This is a genomic window from Rhizobacter sp. P2_H3, from assembly GCF_056403355.1.
The window spans coordinates 1-20,555 of the sequence record NZ_JBFUFQ010000100.1 but is presented as its reverse complement, the minus strand read 5'-3'; the positions used below and the strand labels follow the sequence as shown (position 1 = coordinate 20,555).

The 20,555-nt window shown below is 70.9% G+C and carries 14 protein-coding genes; 2 read left to right on the top strand and 12 right to left on the bottom strand.

Annotated elements, in window-relative coordinates; all coding sequences use genetic code 11:
* Positions 1-64: 64 nt before the first annotated feature.
* The 6 genes from sctS to sctU all read right to left on the bottom strand — a co-directional run bounded on the left by sctS (position 65) and on the right by sctU (position 5,862).
* Positions 65-325 carry a type III secretion system export apparatus subunit SctS gene (gene sctS / locus AC1D1T_RS18355; RefSeq protein WP_047505504.1) on the bottom strand — a complete coding sequence of 87 codons (261 nt, stop codon included), beginning with the start codon at positions 323-325 and terminating at the stop codon, positions 65-67.
* Positions 326-338: 13 nt separating this feature from the next.
* Positions 339-995, bottom strand: coding sequence for a type III secretion system export apparatus subunit SctR (sctR, locus tag AC1D1T_RS18350; protein ID WP_047505502.1), 657 nt, complete (start codon positions 993-995; stop codon positions 339-341).
* Positions 973-2,043 (bottom strand): type III secretion system cytoplasmic ring protein SctQ, encoded by a 1,071-nt coding sequence (sctQ, locus tag AC1D1T_RS18345; protein WP_465114385.1) that lies wholly within the window; start codon positions 2,041-2,043, stop codon positions 973-975. The genes sctR and sctQ overlap by 23 nt, the downstream gene beginning before the upstream one ends.
* Before the next feature lie 6 nt (positions 2,044-2,049).
* On the bottom strand, positions 2,050-2,703 hold the full coding sequence (locus AC1D1T_RS18340; RefSeq protein WP_477825929.1) for a type III secretion HpaP family protein: 654 nt from the start codon (positions 2,701-2,703) through the stop codon (positions 2,050-2,052).
* 85 nt (positions 2,704-2,788) lie between these two features.
* Positions 2,789-4,741: an FHIPEP family type III secretion protein gene (locus tag AC1D1T_RS18335; RefSeq protein ID WP_477843734.1), complete on the bottom strand. Its 1,953-nt coding sequence runs from the start codon at positions 4,739-4,741 to the stop codon at positions 2,789-2,791.
* 23 nt (positions 4,742-4,764) lie between these two features.
* On the bottom strand, positions 4,765-5,862 hold the full coding sequence (gene sctU, locus AC1D1T_RS18330) for a type III secretion system export apparatus subunit SctU (protein WP_047505497.1): 1,098 nt from the start codon (positions 5,860-5,862) through the stop codon (positions 4,765-4,767).
* Between the two features lie 171 nt (positions 5,863-6,033).
* On the opposite strand from sctU, the gene AC1D1T_RS18325 reads away from it, so the two are divergent.
* A complete protein-coding gene (locus AC1D1T_RS18325) occupies positions 6,034-7,767 on the top strand; it encodes a tetratricopeptide repeat protein (protein WP_477825926.1) in 1,734 nt (577 codons plus the stop codon).
* A 114-nt stretch (positions 7,768-7,881) separates the two neighbouring features.
* On the opposite strand, the gene AC1D1T_RS18320 is transcribed toward AC1D1T_RS18325, so the two are convergent.
* Positions 7,882-8,604 (bottom strand): lytic transglycosylase domain-containing protein, encoded by a 723-nt coding sequence (locus tag AC1D1T_RS18320; protein ID WP_465114390.1) that lies wholly within the window; start codon positions 8,602-8,604, stop codon positions 7,882-7,884.
* A 7-nt stretch (positions 8,605-8,611) separates the two neighbouring features.
* Positions 8,612-10,090: a helix-turn-helix transcriptional regulator gene (locus AC1D1T_RS18315; protein ID WP_477840443.1), complete on the bottom strand. Its 1,479-nt coding sequence runs from the start codon at positions 10,088-10,090 to the stop codon at positions 8,612-8,614.
* Between the two features lie 393 nt (positions 10,091-10,483).
* Between AC1D1T_RS18315 and AC1D1T_RS18310 the strand changes: the two genes are divergently transcribed.
* Positions 10,484-13,060, top strand: coding sequence for a chemotaxis protein CheW (locus AC1D1T_RS18310; protein ID WP_477992272.1), 2,577 nt, complete (start codon positions 10,484-10,486; stop codon positions 13,058-13,060).
* A 6-nt stretch (positions 13,061-13,066) separates the two neighbouring features.
* Here AC1D1T_RS18310 and AC1D1T_RS18305 read toward each other — a convergent pair whose 3' ends face one another.
* The 4 genes from AC1D1T_RS18305 to alaS all read right to left on the bottom strand — a co-directional run bounded on the left by AC1D1T_RS18305 (position 13,067) and on the right by alaS (position 20,232).
* Positions 13,067-15,901 (bottom strand): hybrid sensor histidine kinase/response regulator, encoded by a 2,835-nt coding sequence (locus AC1D1T_RS18305; RefSeq protein WP_477992271.1) that lies wholly within the window; start codon positions 15,899-15,901, stop codon positions 13,067-13,069.
* Positions 15,902-15,908: 7 nt separating this feature from the next.
* Positions 15,909-17,054 (bottom strand): substrate-binding domain-containing protein, encoded by a 1,146-nt coding sequence (locus AC1D1T_RS18300; protein WP_477840437.1) that lies wholly within the window; start codon positions 17,052-17,054, stop codon positions 15,909-15,911.
* Between the two features lie 132 nt (positions 17,055-17,186).
* Entirely contained in the window at positions 17,187-17,615 is a 429-nt protein-coding gene (locus AC1D1T_RS18295) for a GNAT family acetyltransferase (protein ID WP_052211689.1), read from the bottom strand.
* A gap of 7 nt (positions 17,616-17,622) precedes the next feature.
* Positions 17,623-20,232, bottom strand: coding sequence for an alanine--tRNA ligase (alaS, locus tag AC1D1T_RS18290; RefSeq protein WP_477992270.1), 2,610 nt, complete (start codon positions 20,230-20,232; stop codon positions 17,623-17,625).
* Between the last annotated feature and the right edge of the window lie 323 nt (positions 20,233-20,555).

Here is a 20,555-nt window from a genome sequence, read left to right as displayed (position 1 = left end):
GGCGCGACCGCGGCCGCGCGCGGCGCCACGATCGGCGCCATCCGAGTGAAGGAGCGCATCATGTTCATTGCAGTGCCGCCTGGACCGCCTGCTGGGCGAAACCGAGCACCATCGAGGCGCCCCACGGCGCGGCGATCACCAGCGTGATCACCACCGCGATCAGCTTGGCGCCCTGCGAGATGGCCTGGTCCTGCAGCGAGGTGATCGCCTGCACGAAGGACACCAGCAGGCCCACCAGCGCCGCCACCAGCACCGCCGGCAGCGAGACCACCAGGCACAGCAGCATGGCCTGCGAGGTCAGTCGAACGATGTTGTCGTAGTCCATGGTCGTGGGCTCGCTATTTGTAGGTCAGCACCAGGCCGTGGATCAGCGTCGACCAGCCGTCCATCACGACGAACAGCAGCAGCTTGAACGGGATCGCCACCTGCGTCGGCGTCACCTGCGACAGGCCGAGCGCGAGCAGGATGTTCGCGATGATCAGGTCGACGACGACGAAGGCCAGGTACAGCAGGAAGCCGATCTTGAAGGCCGCGGTCAGCTCCGACAGCGTGAAGGCCGGGGCCAGCACGATCAGGTCGTCGGCCTTCAGCGCCTTCGCCCGCTCCGGCGGCCACACCGCGGCCGCCGATTTCAGGAAGAACGCCTTCTCGCGCGCCTGCGCATGCTTGTCGAGGAACTTGCGCACCGGCTCCTTCGCGATCTCCAGCACCTGGCCGATCTGGCCGGCACTCGAGGGCGCGAAGCCCTGGTCCTTCATCTTGTCGTACGAATCCATCACCAGCGGCGCCATGATGTAGGCCGACACGATGATCGCGATGCCGTTGAGCACCATGTTGGGCGGCACCTGCTGCACGCCGAGCGCGTTGCGCAGCAGCCCCAGCACCACGACGATCTTGGTGTACGAGGTCACCATCATCGCGACGAAGGGCAGCACGCCGATCGCGAACGCGATGACGAGCAGCGGGAGCAGTTCACCCGTGGTGGTCTGCGTCATCGCGTGCCACCATGCGTGTGATGCGGGCGCCCAGCCGCGAGCCGACCGCCACCAGTTCCGCGTGGCCGATCACCTGGCCGCACGACACGAGGCGCAGCCGCGCCTCGGCCGCCGGCGCCCCGAGTTCGATCACGTAGCCGGGCTCGATCGCCTCCAGCTCCGACAGCGGCACCGACACGGTCTCGATCTCGAAACGCACCGGCAGCTCGAGCTCGCCGATCGCATCTGCTTGCTCGCCCGGCTCGGCGAGCAGGTCCTGGTCATCGTCCAACATCTGAAGTCCTCCTTCGACTGTCCATGAATTGCCTTGAATCCGCCCCGGCGCCGCCAGGCAGCGCGCACCGCGCGGCCCCAGCCTGAGCACCGCGGCGGCACCATCCAGCGCCTGCAGGTCCGCAGGCAGCAGCACCACGTCGCCGACCCGCAGCGAGCGCAGCACGTCGATCGACAGCGCGCGGCTCGCGATCACCGCGGCGCCCGGCAGGCGCAGCAGCGAACGCCAGGCGCTCGGCTGGCCGTGCGGCCGTGCCGCACCGCGCAGCGCGTCGTGCACCGGGCCGGGAAGTTGTTGCACGGCGATGCGTGCGATCTCGGCACCGCCGCGGCGCAGGCTGCACCAGCCGCTGCGCGGCACCTGGGCGGCGGCCAGCGGTGCGAGCGACACCGCCTGCACGCCGGGCAGCACGAGGCGCGACAGGCGTTCGGTGGTCTCGCCGAACAGCGCCTCGGCGGCCAGCGCGCGCAGCGGGGCACCGAGGTCGGGCGCGGCGGCCAGCGACAGCGCGGCATCGGCGCGGCAGGCGATCGCGAGGCTGAAGCGGCCGGCGTCGCAGTCGAGCTCCAGCGCGTAGTGGGAGACGCCGCGCGGCGCGCCGGCGGCGTCGGCCACCGCCGCGAGCGACAGGCCGCGCTGCAGGTCCAGCGCCCGCCACAGGGCGCCGAGGCGGCGGTCGTGCAGCAGCCGCGAAGCGCTGGCGGCGGCGGTGCCGACGGCCCCCAGGTGGGTGGCAATCGGCGTGACGGGTTCGATGCGTGCAGCAGCGGTCATGGCGATTCAGTCAATGGTGATGGCGACTTCGCGCCGGCGGTTGAGGGATTCCTCGAGCACCGTGGCAAGTGCGTCGCGATGGGCAAAGAGTAGGTCGCGGGACTTCGACTCGGTGGTCTCGAAGCGAAGCTGCAGCCAGTACGACGAAATCGACAGCGCGAGCGTGGTGTCGGGCAACACATCGGGGCGCAGCGGCATGCGCACCTGCCAGCCTTCGCTGTCGTCGACGGCGCGCTCGTTGCAGAAGCGCGAGATGGTCTGCGCGATCGCGGCGACCACCGGGTGCGTCGGCGCGGCCGCGCGGGCCACGCGGGCGGCTCCCGAGCTGCCGTGCAGCAACGGGTGCAGCAGCTCGGGGCCGGGGACGAGGTCGTCGGCCCATTCGGGCTCGCCATGCTGCTCAGCTTCGGGCTGGCGGGCGACCGGGGCGGCGTGCTCGGGCTCGGCGGAGATGGCGAGTTCGTCTTCGGCGGGGACGTGCGAGGTTGACGGCTCGGCGTCGGGGTGCAGCCGCTCGCCGAACGGCCGCGCACCGCCCGGCTGGCGGCGCTGGCGCAGCAGGTCGGTGAAGCTCGGCGCGCGCAGGCTGTCAGCCGGCGCAGGCTGCTTCGGCAGCGTGCTGCGGTGGACCTCAAACGAGACGGGGCGCGGGCGAGTCATGACAACCCCTCGCCCGGTGGGTACACCGGTCGATCCCCCGGGGGGATGCGGGCCGGCTTGGGGCGGCCCGGCGCTCGGCCCGCCGTCACAGCGCGACCCTGCCGAGCGGCTCGACGCGCACCTGCGAGCCCAGTTCCTGGTACGAGTACACCGCCAGCCACTTCGATTCCGACTCGACGATGCGGCGCACGTAGCGGCGGATGTCCATCGAGGTCACGACCGCGATGCCGGCACGCGGCGTCAGCCCCGCCAGGTCCTTCACGCGCCGCGCGATCGCGCCGACCGCGTCCGGCGCCAGCGCCAGGTAGTTGCCGGCCGGCGTCGGCTTGATCGCGTCGCGGATCATCTTCTCGACCGCCGGCTCCAGCAGCACCGCCGACAGCGAGCCGCTGCCCTGCGTCGCGCGGTGGCTGAGCCAGCGCCCGAGGTCGCCGCGCACGTACTCGGTGAGCATCAGCGCGTCCTTCTCCTTCGGGCCCCAGTTGATCAGGCTCTCGCAGATCGCCCGCATGTTGCGGATCGGCAGCTGCTCTTCCAGCAGCCGGCGCAGCACCTCGGCGATGCGCTGCACCGTGACGACCTTCTGCATCTCGGCCACCAGGCCGGGGTAGTCGGCGCCGACCCGCTCCAGCACCCACTGCACTTCCTGGATGCCGAGGAACTGGTGCGCCTGCTCGTGCAGCGACTGCACCGCGTGCTTCGCGATCACCTCCTCGTTGGACGGCTCGCCGTCCGGCTTCGGGCCGATCACCACCTGGCCGCTGCCGTGCGGCACGTCGTGCAGCAGCAGCTCGTACTCGTTCTCGGCGTGGCTCGCCCGCGTCCACAGCCGGATGCCGGGGAACGGCAGGCCCAGCTGCTCCTGCAGGCCCAGGCGCTCGCGCTCGAACGCGGCGTTCAGCAGGTCGGGCCGCAGCGAGGCCGCCAGCGCCGGCGACATCGTCACCGCGAGCGGCGCGGTGAACGCACTCGCCTTGTCCTCGATCGCCTGGATCTCGCCCTTGCGCGCCTTCGCGCCTTCGCGCTGCAGGCCCTTCAGCGCATCGGCCTCGGCCTCGTGCGACGGCTTGCCCTTGGTCTTACCTTGCAGGTTGCGGCCCAGCATCACCAGCGCGCCGGCCAGCAGCAGGAACACGTACCACGGGAAGCCCGGCACCAGCGCGAAGCCGCACAGGAAGCCGGCCGCCAGGTACAGCGCGCGCGGGCTGCGCGTCAGCTGGTAGGTGATCTCCTCGCCCAGCGACTTCGGCTTCGGCGCGTGCTCGTCGGCCACGCGGGTGATCATCACGCCGGCGGCCACGCAGATCAGCAGCGACGGGATCTGCGACACCATCGCGTCGCCGATCGACAGGATCGCGAAGCGGTTCGCCGCCTCGGCGGCCGGCATGCCGTGGTAGGTGATGCCGATCACGATGCCGGCCAGGATGTTGATCACCGTGATGATCAGCGCCGCGATCGCATCGCCCTTCACGAACTTCATCGCGCCGTCCATGCCGCCGTGCAGCTGGCTTTCCATCGCGAGCGCGGCGCGGCGGTGGCGGGCCTCGTCGGCCGTCAGGTGGCCGGCGCGCAGGTCGGCGTCGATGCTCATCTGCTTGCCCGGCATCGCGTCCAGCGTGAAGCGCGCGCCGACCTCGGCGACCCGCTCCGAGCCCTTCGCGATCACGATGAACTGCACCACCGTGATGATCAGGAACACCACGATCCCGACCACCAGGTTGCCGCCCACCACCAGGTTGCCGAACGACTCGATGATGTGGCCGGCGTCGGCGTGCAGCAGGATCAGCTTGGTCGACGAGATGTTCAGCGACAGCCGGAACAGCGTCGTGAACAGCAGCAGCGCCGGGAACGAGGTCAGCGAGACCGCGCTCGGGATGTACATCGTCACCATCAGCAGCAGCGTGCTGATGGTGAGGTTCACCGCCAGCAGGCCGTCGATCAGGAAGGTCGGCAGCGGCAGCACCATCAGCGCGAGGATGGCCACGATCGTGGCCACCATCGCGGCATCGCCGCCTATGTTGATCTTGAATTTCTTCATGGCATCCGCCTGGGTGGAAAGGGTCAATGAACGGGGTTGTCGGAACCGGGGGCTGGTGTGCTGCCGGGTGAATCGCCGCGCCGGGCGCCGATCTCGTCCACCCAGCGCAGCACCACGGCCACCGATTCGAAAAGCTCTTCGGGCACGGCGTGGTCGACCGGCACCTTGTGCAGCGCGCGCGCGAGCGGCGGGTGCGCGAACACCGGCACGCCCATCGCCTCGGCGTGGCCGCGGATGATCAGCGCCGCGTCGTCCACGCCCTTGGCCAGCACGACCGGCACGCCGGCCTCGTCGGCGCGGTAGCGGATCGCCACCGCGTAGTGCGTCGGGTTGACGACCACCGCGTCGGCGCGGCCCACCGCCTGCTTCGGGTCTTCCTCGGCCAGCTCGCGCGCCAGCTGCTTGCGCTGGCCCTTGATCTCGGGGTCGCCTTCCTGGCCCTTGAACTCGCGCTTGATCTCGTCCTTGGACATGCGCTGGCCCTTCATGAAGTGGTGGCGCTGCAGCGCGTAGTCGAGCGGTGCCAGCACCATGAACAACGCCACCGCGAACAGCAGCACCTTGCCGATCGCGCCCCAGGCGATGGCGCCGATCGCCATCGGCGTCTGGAACACCGCGCCCGAGATCAGCGGCAGCAGCTGCACGATGACCTGCCACATCACCGCGCCGATCACCACCGCCTTCAGCACCATCTGCGCGAAGGTCATCAGCGACTTCAGCGAGAACACCTTCTTGATGCCCTGGGCAGGGTTCAGGCTGTCGAACTTGGGCTGCACCGCCTTCGGCGTGAGCTGGATGCCGACGTGCGCGGCGATGCCGACCACCGCGCCGATGGCCGCCACCACCAGCAGCGGCAGGATCACGAGGCCCGCCTCCATGCCCATCGCGGCGAGGCGCTTCCAGATCACGTCCATCGGGATGTCGCCGGGGCCGATGTCCAGCGCGAGCGAGATCACGGTGCGCATGCGCGCGGCGGCGCTGTCGGCCATCGCCAGCAGCGTGCCGACGACCGCGAGCGTGGAGCCGGCGATCGCCATGTCCTGGCTCTTGGCGACCTGGCCTTCCTCGCGCGCCTTGCGCAGCTTCTGCTCTGTGGGCTCTTCGGTTTTTTCGTCGGACATGGCGTGACCGAATGCAACGGGCGTCGACGGATTGCCGACATCGACAGGCTAGGCGTGCCGGCGGCGCCGGCCGGGGCCGGGCCCGAAGCGGTGTGCGCAAACCCGACGCGAGGCGGCCGGCTTCGTGGCGGCGCTGCCGCGGCGCCCGCAGACGCCCTCACAATGCGGCGCATGCCCGACCTGATCGCCCCGCCGACGGCCGATTTGCAGCGCGTGATCGAAGCGCTGCCCGCCCTCGAAGCCGCCGAAGACCCTGCCCGCCACCGCGGCCTGCTCGAACAGGCGGCGGCGCTGGCTGCCGGCGACGACATCGACGCCCACACGCTCGGCCGCATCCAGCTGCTGATGGCACGGCTGCATGCGCAGCTCGGCGAGTACGAACTCGCGTACGCGCGGGCGCTGTCGGCCAGCGAGCAGCTGGCGCGCGCCGGCGACACCGCGCGGGCGTCGAGCGCGGCCAGCACCTGCATCTCGATCTGCATCGAGACCGGCGATTTCAGCCGCGCGCTGGAGCACCTGCGGCAGACACAGGCGGCCGCCCGCGCGAGCGGCGACATGGAGCTGCTGGTGCGGCTGCTGTTCAACCAGGCCTGCACCTTCCTGTGCGTCGACGAGTTCGATGCGGCGGCGCACTGCTGCGAAGAGGTGCTGAAGGTGGTGGCCGAGATGCCTCCCGAGGCCACGCGCGGCCAGGTGGCGACCACCGCCGAGAGCGCACGCGCGGCGCTCGGTTTCAGCCGCACCTACCTGGCCGATGCGCACGAGCGGCGGGGCCGGCTGGCCGAGGCGAAGTCCGAGCGGCGGCGCGCGGCCGCGGTGCTGCCGAAGGCGAACGAACGCAGCCCGCTCGCGTCGCTGCACATGGTGATCTATGCGCGCTCGCGGCTCGGCGACCTGGAGGGGGCGCGCCACACCGCGTCGATCTTCCTGCGGCGCGTGCGCCAGCTGCCGCGCGCGCCGCGCTGGATGGCGCAGGTGTGGCTGACGATGGGCGTGTACTACCAGCACGCCGGCAAGCCGGGGCGGGCCGCGGCGCGCTTCGAGCGGGCGATCAGCGCGATGCGCAGCATCCGCCACGACGGCGAGCTGCCGAACACGATGCAGATGCTGGCCAATGCGCATGCCTCGAACGGCCGGCATGCCGATGCGCTGCGCTGGCTGCGCCAGGCGCATGCGGCGCGGCGCCACACGCAGCCCGAGCAGGAGCGGCTGCACTACCGCATGGCCGCGCTGGAGCGCGACGCCGAGGAGCGCCGGCTGGAGCGCGAAACCGCGATGCTGCATGCGCAGCGGCTGGCGGTGGTGGGCCGGCTGATGGCGCAGATCTACCACTCGCTGGGGGCGCCGCTGGTGGCGGCGCGGCAGGCGCTGTCGCTGTGCATCACGCAGGCCGACCACCTGACGCCGGCCGAGCTGTCGGCGGCCATGCGCGGCGTGGTCGCCCACATCGACGAGGCGACGGCGCTGACGCGCCAGCTGCGCATGTTCTCGTACCGCGCGGCGCCGCAGGCGATGGTGCTCGACCTGCCGCTCGCGCTGCAGGAGGCCTGGAACGGCATGGCGATCGGCCGCTCGGGGCCGCGCGAGCCGCTGGTGCTGCGCGGCGTCGCGCCGCCGCAGGTGCGCAGCGATGCGCAGCGGCTGGCGGTGCTGCTGCGCATCCTGCTGATCGAGATCGAGCGGCTGGGCGGTGCGCAGGCCCCGCAGGTGCTGCTGTCGATGAACGGCCCGGCGGTGCGGGTGCTGTTCGCGTCGCCGGCGCGCGAGGCGGATGCCTCGGCGGTCGGCGGCGTCGGCTTCACGCTGTGCGAGGAGATCGCGCGCGAGATGCAGGGCGGGCTGTGGCGCATGGATGCGCCGGCGGGGGAGTTGCGGGTGGCGCTGGAGTTGCCAGCGGAGCGGTAGACACGCCGGGGTGGCCGAGCAAGGATCAAGCAGAACTCCGTGGAACCGGCTTTGCCGGGCCACTGGAGTTGCCCCCTTGAGGGGGAGGCGCGTCAGCGCCTCGGGGGTGGGCCACTAACGACTGAGGCTGCGATAGATCGCCATCACGTTCTGCACATACGCCTGCGTCTCCGGGTACGGCGGGATCTCCCGCCCGTACTTCATCACCGCGCCCTCGCCCGCGTTGTACGCCGCGACCGCCAGCTCCGGCTGGCCCTCGAACATGTTCAGCAGCAGGCGCAGGTAGCGCGTGCCGGTGCGCAGGTTAGCCTCGGGCTCGAACAGGTTGCGCTCGGCATCGGCCAGGCCCATGCGCGACGCGGTCGCCGGCATCACCTGCATCAGGCCGATCGCCCCCTTCGGCGATACCGCGTTCGGGTTGAAGCGCGACTCCACGTGCACGATCGCGCGCAGCAGGTTCACGTCGGTGCCGAAGGAGCGCGCCACCGCCGCAATGATCGGGTCATAGGCGGTGATCCGCTCGGCCGGCGGCGCGTTCACCGAAATGGCCACGCCCGACGGCGGCAACAGCAGCATGCTGCCGCCGCGCCTCTGCACCTCGGCCGCCAAGGCCGCATCGGACAGGCCGAGGATCGAGGCCACGTCCTGCGACGTGAGCGGCTGGGCCACCCGCACCGGCGGCAACGCCGCCACGCACTGCACGCCCCCCTCGGCAATCAGCCGTGCACTCTGGTAGCGGTTGCCGAACGCATCGGTGCAGTCGTAGGCGGCACCGGCCTGCGAGGCGGCCCCCGCGATCAGCGCGCCGATCGACGCGCGCAAACCATGCGAACGCATGACGGCCTCAGTACGCCGCAGCCATCTGGTCCGCACGCCCGCGGCGCGCCAGCGTCTCGGTCGGCGTCTCGCGGAAGTACTTGCGGTACGAGGTGACCAGCGTCGAGCGGTTGCGGATGCCCCAGCGCGCCGCGGTCTCGATCACGCTGTGGCCCGGTGCGTCGTCGCGCAGCAGGTCGGCACGGATGCGCTCGACGCGGCAACGCTGCATCACCTCGCCCGGCGTCATGCCCAGGTGGTTCTTGAAGGCCCACTGCAGCGCCCGCTCGGTCACGCCCATGTCGTCGGCGATCTCGCGCACGCTCAGCTCGGCGCAGTCCAGGTGCTCCAGCAGGTAGCGGTAGGCGCGGCGGTACTTCGCCGGCAGCCGCATCTCGATGTCGTCCTTCACCGCCACCGGCGCCGCCGCGCCCGGCCGCGCCGCGCGGTCGTCGAACGCCGATTCGGTGCGCACGCACTGCATCGATTCGAGCGCATAGCGCTGGTAGTGGCGCATCGATTCGTCGACCCGGCCCGACAGCGCGCACACCTTGGCCAGGCAGTACGACAGCTCCATGCGCCAGCGCTGGCGCCCGCCCATCTCGGCCTCGCGCGACTGCAGCGGCTCGAGCGTGGCACGGGCCAGCTCGGCCTGGCGCTGCGTGATCGCGACCAGCGCGGTGTCCAGGCGCGCCTGGCGCTCGAGCGTCGCGAGACCCAGCGTGCGCAGCCCGGCCACGTGCTCCGGCAGCGCGGCCTGCGCGCGGGCATCGCCGCTGCCGGCCATCACCAGGTCGCGCAGCTGGCGCAGCCGGCGCGCCACCAGCGCGAAGCGGCCGTAGGCGCTCATGCACTGGTCGATCGCCGCCACCGGCTGCAGCTGGGCCGAGGCCGGCATGCGGTCGACCATCGGCGACTGCCAGAACACATGGTCGCGCAGGTCGTCGTGCGCGCGGATCTCGCTTTGCGCGAGCAACTCGACGCGCACCAGGCTCACCATCATCGCGAGCTGCGCCGAATCGTCGTCGCGGGCGATCTCGCTCGCATCGTCGAGCGCCTGCATCGCGCGCTCCTTCTGGCCGAGGCCGTGGCGGGCCATCGCCATCGCGCACAGTGCCTCCACCTTCTGCGCCGGCGTCGCGGCCTCGTCGACGGCCATGCGGCCGAAGCAGGCCGCGGCCGTGCCGTAGCGGTGCTGGTACAGGCTCAGGAAGCCGGTGCCGCGGCACGACACCACGCGCACCGTGCCGCGCTGCGCGCCGCCGGCCAGCTTGACGGCCAGGCGGTAGGTTTCCTCGGCCTCTTCGGCGCGGTCCAGCGACAGCATCAGGTCGCCGCACAGCTGGGCCAGCTCGCTCAGCATCTCGTCGCCCAGGTGGGCCGGGCGATCGCCCAGCAGCTCTTCGGCCTTCGAGACGGCTTCCTGGACGCGGCCTTCGAGCACCGGCGACATCAGGGCCTGGACATGTTCGTGGCGGGCCAGGACGGTGAGGACTTGAATCTGCATGGCGATCTCTCCTTTGGGTGCAAGGTCCGATGCAGGACCCGATGCAGCTCAGTCTCGTCATCGCACGAAAAAACAAGCTCATGAACTCTCAGTCACGCCTGATGCCTCAAAAACGAGAAGCTTCGCGTGGCCGATTCGCACACTTGCGAAAACGGGTCGAGGCGGGGTCGCGACGGCCCCGAGACTGACGCGAGGCTGACGCCGGAGCAGCCCGCCCGAGCCGCATCGGACCCCTTCCTGTCGCGTCATGCGCAAGCGTGATCCGTTTCACGAAAGTCCAGGTGTACCTGGCGTCGGATCGGCCGATTCTCAATCTTGAGAACGTTTGCACCGGCGGGGTCCCGAGAGCGGGGCGGATGTCTCACGAACCCACTTGAATCCTCAGGACGAACAATGAAAAAGATCTGGCGCCGCGGGATGCCCTTCTCGCCCGAAGTGGCCCCGCTGGTGTCGCGCATGCCCGCGGTGGACGAATACCGCGAGTCGCTGCTGCGGCTGCAGGGGGTGTGGGACAGCCTGTCGATGCTCGGCCAGATGAGCGGCACGCTGCCCGACATCGGCGCGACGCGCGCGGCCTTCCAGTCGCTGTCGGAGGACCTGCTCGACAGCCTCGGCCGCACGCTGCTGTCGAACGTCGCGCAGCGCATGCGCAGCCAGGCGCAGGTGGCGATCGACATCCTGGTGCGCAACCTGTTCGAGCGCACCGCCGACATCGGCTTCCTGAGCACCGATTCGCAGCTGCGCGAGGTGGTGCGCGCGAGCCTCGGCGCCGACGGGGTGGATGCTGCCGCACTGCGCGCGCTGCAGGCCCGCTTCGCCGAGTACGCGGCCAAGTACACCGTCTATGACGACGTGATCGCGCTGGCACCGGACGGCCGCGTGCTGGCACGGCTCGACGATTCGATCGAGGCCGGCCCCGGCAGCCGCGAGCCCTGGCTCGCGCAGGCGCTGCAGGGCGGCCCGTATGTCGAGCACTTCGGCCCTTCCGCGCTGATGGGCGGCCGGCGCGCGCTGCTGTACGCGGCGGCGATCCGCGTCGACGAGCGCATCGCGGGCGTGCTGTGCCTGTCGTTCCGCTTCGACGACGAGATGCGCGCGATCTTCTCGCAGCTGCTGGAGCCGCGCGACCGCAGCGTGATCGTGCTGACCGATGGCGCCGACGCGGTGCTGGCCTCGTCCGACCCGTGGCAGGTGCCGGTCGGCGCGCCGTTGCCGCCGGCGACGTCCACGGCAGCCCGGCAGCTCACCCGCTTCGCCGGACGCGAGTACCTGATGGTGCATGCCGCCGCGAGCGGCTACGAAGGCTACGCGGGCCCCGGCTGGTCGGCGCGTGCGCTGGTGCCGGTGGACCAGGCCTTCGACACCGCCGAGCTGCAGGAGGACCTGCACGACACCACGGCCGACGACGACCTGCTGGCCCGCCTCGACACCCGCGAGCTGTTCGGCGAGGCGCTGCGCACCATCCCCGTGCAGGCTCGCCACATCCAGCGCGACCTGTCGCGCGTGCTGTGGAACGGCCGCCTGCGGCCGGCCGGCGAAGGCACGTCGAGCGCCTTCGCCGCGACGCTGCTGCGCGAGGTCGGCCAGACCGGCGAGCGCATCCGCCAGGTGTTCGAGCAGGCGATCGCGAACCTGCACCGCTCGACGCTGAACGCGGTGTTCGACGAAGCGCGCCACCACGCGCGGCTCGCGATCGACATCGTCGACCGCAACCTCTACGAACGCGCGAACGACTGCCGCTGGTGGGCGCTCGACGGCGTGCTGCGCGGCGTGCTGTCGCAGCCGGCGGGTGAACGTGATGCGCAGCGTGCCGCCGCCGTGCTGCAACGCATCAACGGGCTCTACACGGTGTACGCGCTGCTGGTGCTGTTCGACACCGACGGGCGCATCGTCGCGGTGTCGGACCCGGCCGAGCAGGCGCGTTGCGGCAGCGTGCTCGACGCGCCGTGGGTGCGCGAGACGCTGGCACTGCGCGATCCGCAGCAGCACGTCGAATCGGCGCATGCGGCGAGCGATCTGTACGGTGGGCGGCCGACCTTCGTGCACGGGGCGGCGCTGCGAGCGAACGACGGCACCGCGACCGTGGTCGGCGGCATCGCGATCGTCTTCGACGGCGAGCCGCAGTTCGCCGCGATGCTGCGCGATGCGCTGCCGCTCGATGCGCAGGGCGAACCCTCGCACGGCGCAGCGGCGCTGCTGCTGACGCGTGCCGGCGCAGTGGTCGCGAGCAGCGACCCGGCGCGCTGGCCGGTCGGCAGCGACTGGGCGGTGCCCACCGACTGGCGCTCGCTCGCGCGGGGCGCGTCGGCCAGCGCCGTGATTCACCTCGACGGCGTCGCCTGCAGCGCCGGCTGCAGCGTCTCGGGCGGCTACCGCGAGTACCACGCCGATGGCAGCATCGGCCCGCGCGACCTGCTGTCGGTGGCGCTGCTGAAGCTGGGCGCGATGCAGGCGCAGGCCGCGGCCGCGCCGGTGGTGTTCGACAACGCCGCCACGCCGCCGCGCGGCAAGGAGCCGGTGGTGTCGATCGCCAGCTTCCTGTGCGGCGGCCAGTGGCTGGGCGTGCCGTCGGCGATGGCGTTGCAGGCCTTGCAGCAGCCGCGCATCGCCGCGCTGCCGAACGCACCGGCGCATCTGCTCGGCATGCTGGAGTTCGAAGGCCGGCTGCTGCCGGTGGTCGACCTGGGCGTGCTGCGCGGCACCGGCCCGGCGGCCGATCCGCAGGCGCCGCTGGTGGTGGCGCAGGGGTCGGGCGGGCAGCGCTTCGCGATGCGGGTGGACGAGCTCGGTCCGGTGTTCGAGGTCGCCAGCGCCCGCGTGCAATCGCTCGCGCGGCCGGGCGGCCTGCAGGAGCGGCTGGTCAGCAGCCACCAGCGCATGCTGATCCTGATGGACGTGGACGGGCTGGTGGCGCAGGCCGGCATCGCGGCGCTGGCGGTCGCTGCAATGGCCGAGGTGGCGCTGGCCTGACCCGCCTCACTCCTGCCGGCGCGCGAGGCTCTCCTTCACCAGCGTGCCCAGCGCCCGCACCTGGTAGTCGTTCGCGAGGCGCCGCACCCGCTCGGCGAACGGCCGGTAGCGCGCATCAGYCTGCGCGAGCCGCTGCGCTTCGTCGCAGATCGCCGCCATGTTGCCGGCCCGCGTCAGCCGGTGCAGTTCCTGCAGCTCCTGCGCATCCGGAATCGACTCCGGCGCCAGCGGCTCGCCTTGCGCCGGCAGCGCACCCGCCGCGMCGTCGTCTTCGCGGTAGATCCAGGTCAGGTCCAGCAGCTCACCGATCTGGCGCAGCAGGCTCTCACGGCGCACCGGCTTGGCCTCGAAGCCGTTGCCGCCCGAGGCGACCCACTTCTGCCGGTCCTCGGCCGTCACGCTGGCCGAGATCGCGATGATCGGCACGGTCTTCAGCCCCGCGTCCTCGCGGATGCGCCGCGTCGCCTGCAGCCCGTCCATCACCGGCATCATCAGGTCCATCAGGATCAGGTCCGGCCGCTTCGCCTGCGCCCGCACCACCGCCGTCTGCCCGTTGTCGGCCTCGTCGATCTGGAAGCCGAGCAGGCGCAGCAGCCAGGCCAGCATCTCGCGGTTCTCGGCGATGTCGTCGACGATCAGCACGCTGCGCGGCGCGCCGGCATAGCCGACCGCGCTGCGCTCGACGCGCGCGGTACCCGCCCCCGTCTCCAGCACCGGCAGCGCCAGCTCGAACCAGAACACGCTGCCCTCCTCGGGCACGCTGCGCACCAGGATGTCGCCGCCCATCAGCCGCACCAGCTGCCGGCTGATCGACAGCCCGAGCCCGCTGCCGGCCACGCGGCGCGTCGCATCGTGCACCTGCGCGAACGGGTGGAAGAGCCGCTGCATCTGCGCGGCGTCCATGCCGATGCCCGAATCGCAGACCTCGAAGCGCAGTTGCGCCCGGCCCGTCTCGACCTCCAGCAGGTGGACGACCAGCTGCACCTGCCCGCGGTCGCTGAACTTGACCGCGTTGCCGAGCAGGTTCAGCAGCACCTGGCGCAGCCGCCGCTCGTCGACCTGCACCGCCTCGGGCAGCTCGCCGTGCAGCTCCAGCGTGAACGCCAGGTTCTTCTGCTGCGCCTTGATGCGGATCAGGTCGCCGATCATGCCGAGGAAGCTGGCCAGGTGGATCGGCGCCTCGACGAGGTCGAGCTTGCCGGCCTCGATCTTCGCGATGTCGAGGATGTCGTTGATCAGCATCAGCAGGTGCTCGCCGCTGCTCTGGATGGTCTTCAGGCCGGCCGCCTGCTGCTCGTCGAGCGTGTCGTCCAGCCGCAGGATCTGCGTGTAGCCGAGGATGCCGTTCAGCGGCGTGCGCAGCTCGTGGCTCATGTTGGCGAGGAACATGCTCTGCGCGCGCCGCGCCGCGATGGCGGCATCGCGGGCCGCGGTGAGCTGCTGCTCGGCGGCGCGCCGCAGCGTCGCGTCGCGCACCACCAGCACGCGCAGCGCAGCGCCGCCGTCCGGGTCGTCGAGCACCGCCATCCGGCTCACCGACACCTCGGCCGGAAAGAGCCGCTCGTCGCGGCGCTGCCCGATCGCGCTGCGCGGCACGGCCTGCTCGATCTCGAGCGGCGGATCGAAATCCGACAGCAGCTCGCCGACGGTCAGACCGTCCAGCTGCGACGCCGTCCACCCGAACATGCGCTCGCCGGCCGGGTTGAGCTGCAGCACCCGGTCGCCGCGCACGACGAGGATGCCGTCGGCCGTGTGGTCGATGATCGCCGCCAGCCGCTGCTGCTCGATCTCGAGCGAGGCGCGGGTGCGCGCCAGCTGCCGCCGGTCCTCCAGGAAGCGTTCGACCGCGCGCGCCATGTCGCCGATCTCGTCCTCGCCCTGCACCGGCACGGCCACCGGGCCCGTCTCCGGACGGTCGCTGCGCAGGTGGCGGCTCACCTCCTGCAGGCGGCCGATCAGGTGCTGCCCGAGGAACACCCGCGCCACCGCGATGGCCGCCAGCACGCTGCCGACGAACAGCGCGAAGATCCAGCGCTGGTGGCGCTCGGACGCGTCGACCACCTGCTGCACCGCCTCGCGGTAGGCGGTGGCCGAGGCGGTCGACCAGGTGCCCGCCGCCCTGCCCATCGCCTGCGACTGGCGGCCCATCTCGTCGCGCAGGCCGGTGATCACCCGCTGCTGCTCGATCAGCTTGCGGCGCATCGCGAGCAGCTCGGGCACGTCGGCGGCCAGCGCCGACCGCTGTGTTAACTCCTGCACCGATGCGGCCGACAGGCGGTGGCGCAGCGCCTCGACGTCGTCGAGCTGCGTCGCACTGCGCAGCTGGTACAGCAGCGCGACCAGCGGCAGCCGGTCGCGGCCGTACCGCGCCTCGAGCCGCAGGATGCTGTCGTCCATCATCGCCAGGTAGCGCAGCTCGGTGCCCAGCGAATCCTCGCGCAACTGCGTCGCCACGTTGGCCGAGTTGCGCAGCACCTGGCTGGCTTGGTGCAGGTCGAGCACGACCAGGTCGCCGCTGGTGGTGCTGATCTCGGTCACCACCGCATCGAAGCCCTGCAGGTGCTTGACCATCTGCGCATAGAGGCGGTGCAGCTCGCCGGCCGAGCTCGCGGTGATCAGCTGCGAGGCGTCGAGCGCGATCGTCGCGGTCTCGGCCACCAGGTCCTGCGCGAGGCGCACGCGCAGCAGCCGCTCCTCGGCGAGCTGCCGCGACGCGAGCGCAAGTTCGCGCACCGAATAGAGCGCGATCCCGCCGCCCGCCACGAAGACCAGCGCCAGCCCGGCCAGCGCCAGCGCGAACTGCCGGCGCAGCGAGTGGGGCAGCAGGCGGCGCGGGTTCACGCCGCGCTCAGCGCTTCCAGATCCGCCGGTAGGCGTCGCGGTAGCCGTTGCCGGGGTCGTAGAGCGTGCGCTGCTCGCCCCCGCAGGCGATGTTGTCGGCGGTGACGAGCCGCGGCGGCCCGACGAAGCCGCTCGTCGCCGCACGCGCGAACAGGCGGTTCAGCTCGTCGATCGTCTGCCAGCCCTGCTGGTTCAGCGGATCGGCGGCCGTCGCCGTCTGGAAGGATTTCGCCGCGATGCGCAGGAAGGCCGACGAGCTGCCGTCGCCGCCGGAGATCAGCCGCACGCCGTCGGCCGCCTGCTGCGCGGTGATCAGCGTCGGCACCATGTGGTCGAAATAGATGTCGTTGGGTGCCAGCGCATGCGTCCAGCGCTTGCCGTGGCGCTTCAGCAGCTCGGCGGTGACGCCGGCCATGCGGGCGCCGGTCTCCTCCATGCCGATGTCCATCATCTCGAGCACCTGGCAGTCCTTGCAGGCGCGGATCACCTCGGCCATCGCATTCGACTTGGTCATCGCCATCTGCAGCTTCGAGTCGGTGAAGATCACGACGCCGGCCCGGCCGCCGGATTCGAGGATCGCCTTCGAGGCGGCCATGCGGGCCACCAGCAGCGGATCGCTGGTCACGTTGGTGCGCACCGGCGTGCCGGCGATCGGGCCGGGCCACGGGTTGGCATGCCAGCTGACCAGCACGATGCCGCGCCGCTCGAACGGCGCCAGGTCGTACGGGCCGTAGCCCTTGGTCGCCGAGCCTTCCAGCGTCAGCCCGCCCATCAGCGCGATGCCGTCGGGGCCGAAGGCCATCACGTCCTGCATCACCTTGTCGCGCTTGGCAACGATGCCGCCGAGGTCGAAGACCTTGACGTTCCAGCCGATCACCGCGGCCGCCTCGCGCAGGCCGAGCGATGCGGCCAGCACGCCGCCGTTGCGCAGGTCCTCGATCACCAGTGCGATGTTCTTGCCGGGCACGGCGGGCGGTCCGGCGTCGACACGTGGCTCGCCGCCGCAGCGGATGGCCAGGTCGACCACGGCCTTCGCCTCGGCGACGGCCTGTCCCGGCGACAGGGCCGGCTTCGGTGACTGGCCCCACGCCATGCTGGCGGCGCCCAGCACGAAGGCCGCAGCCAACATCCTCAGAGCATTCGAATGGGACATGACGCACCTCCTGACCAGGCTGGCCGGCGCACATCGCGCATCGGCATCTTCCTTATCGGTCGTGCGGCAGTCCGGTGCAACAGGGTCTGTCCGAAGGTCAAATGTCCCTGGCGGTCCCGCCGATCGCTGCTGTCAGTCGTCGCGCTCCAGGCGCTTGCCCATGCTCATCGCGTCGTCCTCCGCGAACCCGAGGCTCTCGTAGAACGCGATCACCGCGGTGTTGCCACGGCGGATCTGCAGGTTGATCTTCGGGCAGCCGCGCTCGCGCAGCCTCAGCTCGGCCCAGTCCATCAGCGCGCGGCCCAGGCCGCCGCGCTGCAGCTTCGGCGTGACGGCCAGGTAGTTGATCCAGCCGCGGTGGCCTTCGTAGCCGGCCATCACGCTGCCGACCAGCTCACCATCGCACTCGGCCACCGCGAACAGCTCGGGCTGCTCGGCGAACTTGCGGGCGATGTCCTTGGCCGGATCGTTCCACGGCCGCGTCAGCCCGCAGGCCTGCCACAGCGCGATCAGCGCCGCTTCGTCGTCACGACGGCACGGCCGGATCTGCCAATTCAGCATCGGCGGTTCAGAGCTTGCCCGCCACCCAGCCCTGCACCGAGGCGAGCGCCTGCGGCAGCTGCGATGCATCGGTGCCGCCGGCCATCGCCATGTCGGCCTTGCCGCCGCCCTTGCCGCCGACCTGCTGCGCGACGAAGTTGACCAGCTCGCCGGCCTTGAGCTTGCCGACGCTGTCGGCGGTGACGCCGGCCGCCAACTGCACCTTGTCGCCGTCGACCGCCGCCAGCACGATGACCGCCGTCTTCAGCTTGTCCTTCAGCTTGTCGAGCGTCTCACGCAGCGTCTTCGCATCGGCACCCTCCAGGCGCGCGGCCAGCACCTTCAGGCCCTTCACGTCGACCGCCTGGCCGACCAGTTCATCGCCCTGCGACGACGCGAGCTTGCCCTTCACGGCGCCGAGTTCCTTCTCGAGCGCACGCACCTGCTCCAGCACCTGCGCCAAGCGCTGCGGCACCTCGGTGGGCGCGGCCTTCAGCGTCGCGGCCAGCTGGTGCAGCGTGCCTTCGAGCGTCTGCAGGTAGGTCAGCGCATTCGCGCCGGTCACCGCCTCGATGCGGCGCACGCCGGCGGCCACGCCGCTCTCGGCCACCACCTTGAACAGGCCGATGTCGCCGGTGCGCTGCACATGCGTGCCGCCGCACAGCTCGCGGCTGCTGCCGATGTCGAGCACGCGCACGGTCTCGCCGTACTTCTCGCCGAACAGCATCATCGCGCCGGTCTTCTGGGCCGATTCGATGTCCATCACGCGCGCCTGGGTGGCCGCGTTGGCGAGGATCTCGGCGTTGACGCGGCGCTCGATCTCGGCGATCTGCTGCGGCGTGACCGGCGCGTTGTGCGCGAAGTCGAAGCGCGTCTTCTCGGCGTCGACCAGCGAGCCCTTCTGCTGCACGTGCGTGCCCAGCACCTCGCGCAGCGCCTTGTGCATCAGGTGGGTGGCGCTGTGGTTGCGCACGGTGGCCGCGCGCAGGTCGGCGTCGACGCGCGCGGTGACGGTGTCGCCCACCGACAGCTTGCCCTGGCTCATCACGCCGTGGTGGCCGAACACGTCGGCCTTGATCTTCTGGGTGTCCTGCACGCCGAACAGCGCGCCCTCGGCGCTCAGCGAGCCCTGGTCGCCGACCTGGCCGCCGCTCTCGGCGTAGAACGGCGTCACGCTCAGCACGACGATGCCGGTCTGGCCTTCGAGCAGCTGCTGCACCGGGCTGCCCTCCTGGTAGAGCGCCGCGACGGTCGCCTGCTCCTGCAGGTGCTCGTAGCCGGTGAACGCATGGCCGGCGCCGGTGTACTCCACGGCGCGCGCCATCTTGAACTTGCCGGCCGCGCGGCCGGCCGCCTTCTGCTGCTCCATCGCCGCGCCGAAGCCGACCTCGTCGACCTCCACGCCGCGCTCGCGGCAGACGTCCTGCGTCAGGTCGAGCGGGAAGCCGTAGGTGTCGTGCAGCTTGAAGGCCACGTCGCCGGGCAGCGTCTTCTGGCCGCCGGCCAGGGCGGCGTCGAGGATCTCCATGCCGTTGGCCAGCGTCTCGAAGAAGCGAACCTCCTCGGCCTTCAGCGTGTCGGTGATGTGCTGCTGGTCGGCGGCGAGCTTCGGGTAGGCCGCGCCCATCTCGCTGACCAGGTCGGCCACCAGCTTGTGGAAGAACGGCTTCTTCTGGCCGAGCTTGTAGCCGTGGCGGATGCCGCGGCGGATGATGCGGCGCTGCACGTAGCCGCGGCCTTCGTTGCTCGGGATCACGCCGTCGCTGACCAGGAAGGCGGTCGCGCGGATGTGGTCGGCGATCACGCGCAGGCTCTTGTTCGACAGGTCTTTTTCACCCGTCTCGCGGGAGGCGGCGCGGATCAGCTTGTCGAACAGGTCGATCTCGTAGTTGCTGTGCACGTGCTGCAGGATTGCGGCCAGGCGCTCCAGGCCCATGCCGGTGTCGACGCAGGGCGCCGGCAGCTTCCTGATGCTGCCGTCGGGCTGCATGTCGAACTGCATGAACACGTTGTTCCAGATCTCGATGTAGCGGTCGCCATCGGCATCGGGCGAGCCGGGCGGGCCGCCGGCGATGCCGGGGCCGTGGTCGTAGAAGATCTCCGAGCAGGGGCCGCAGGGGCCGGTGTCGGCCATCATCCAGAAGTTGTCGGAGGCGTACTTCGCGCCCTTGTTGTCGCCGATGCGCACCACGCGCTCGGGCGGCAGGCCGATCACCTTCGTCCAGATGTCGTAGGCCTCGTCGTCGTCGATGTAGACGGTGGCCCACAGCTTGTCGGCCGGCAGCTTGTAGACCTGGGTCAGCAGTTCCCAGGCCCAGGTGAGCGCGTCGTGCTTGAAGTAGTCGCCGAAGCTCCAGTTGCCCAGCATCTCGAAGAAGGTGTGGTGGCGCGCGGTGTAGCCGACGTTCTCGAGGTCGTTGTGCTTGCCGCCGGCGCGCAGGCAGGCCTGGACGGAGGCGGCGCGCACGTAGGGGCGCTTGTCGCTGCCGAGGAACACGTCCTTGAACTGCACCATGCCCGAGTTGGTGAACATCAGCGTCGGGTCGTTGGCCGGCACCAGCGGGCTGGAGGCGACCACCGTGTGCCCCTTCGATTCGAAGAATTTCAGGAACGTGGTGCGGATCTCGGAGGCTTTCATCCGGTTTTCTCTCTAGGGGAACGGGCTGGGCGGAACCGAAGATTATAGGAAAGGGCCTGTCGGCCCGGATCGGGACGGCCCGGGATACACCCGGGTATCAACCCCACTTGTTCGCTTGTCATCTCCCAAAGGAGCAGGGCGGTGCCCAAAGGCGCGTGGGGGGAGGCCGTGGAGCGCCAATAAAGCCGGGTCGCCGGAGCTGGCTGGTTTCCTGGCCCGCGCGCGCAGCGCGCTTCGTGAACTGACTGTCGCCGACTGTTTGACCACAACGAACGAAGTGAGTGGCGGGAGTTTCGGCGACGGGCCATGAAACCAGTCAGCGG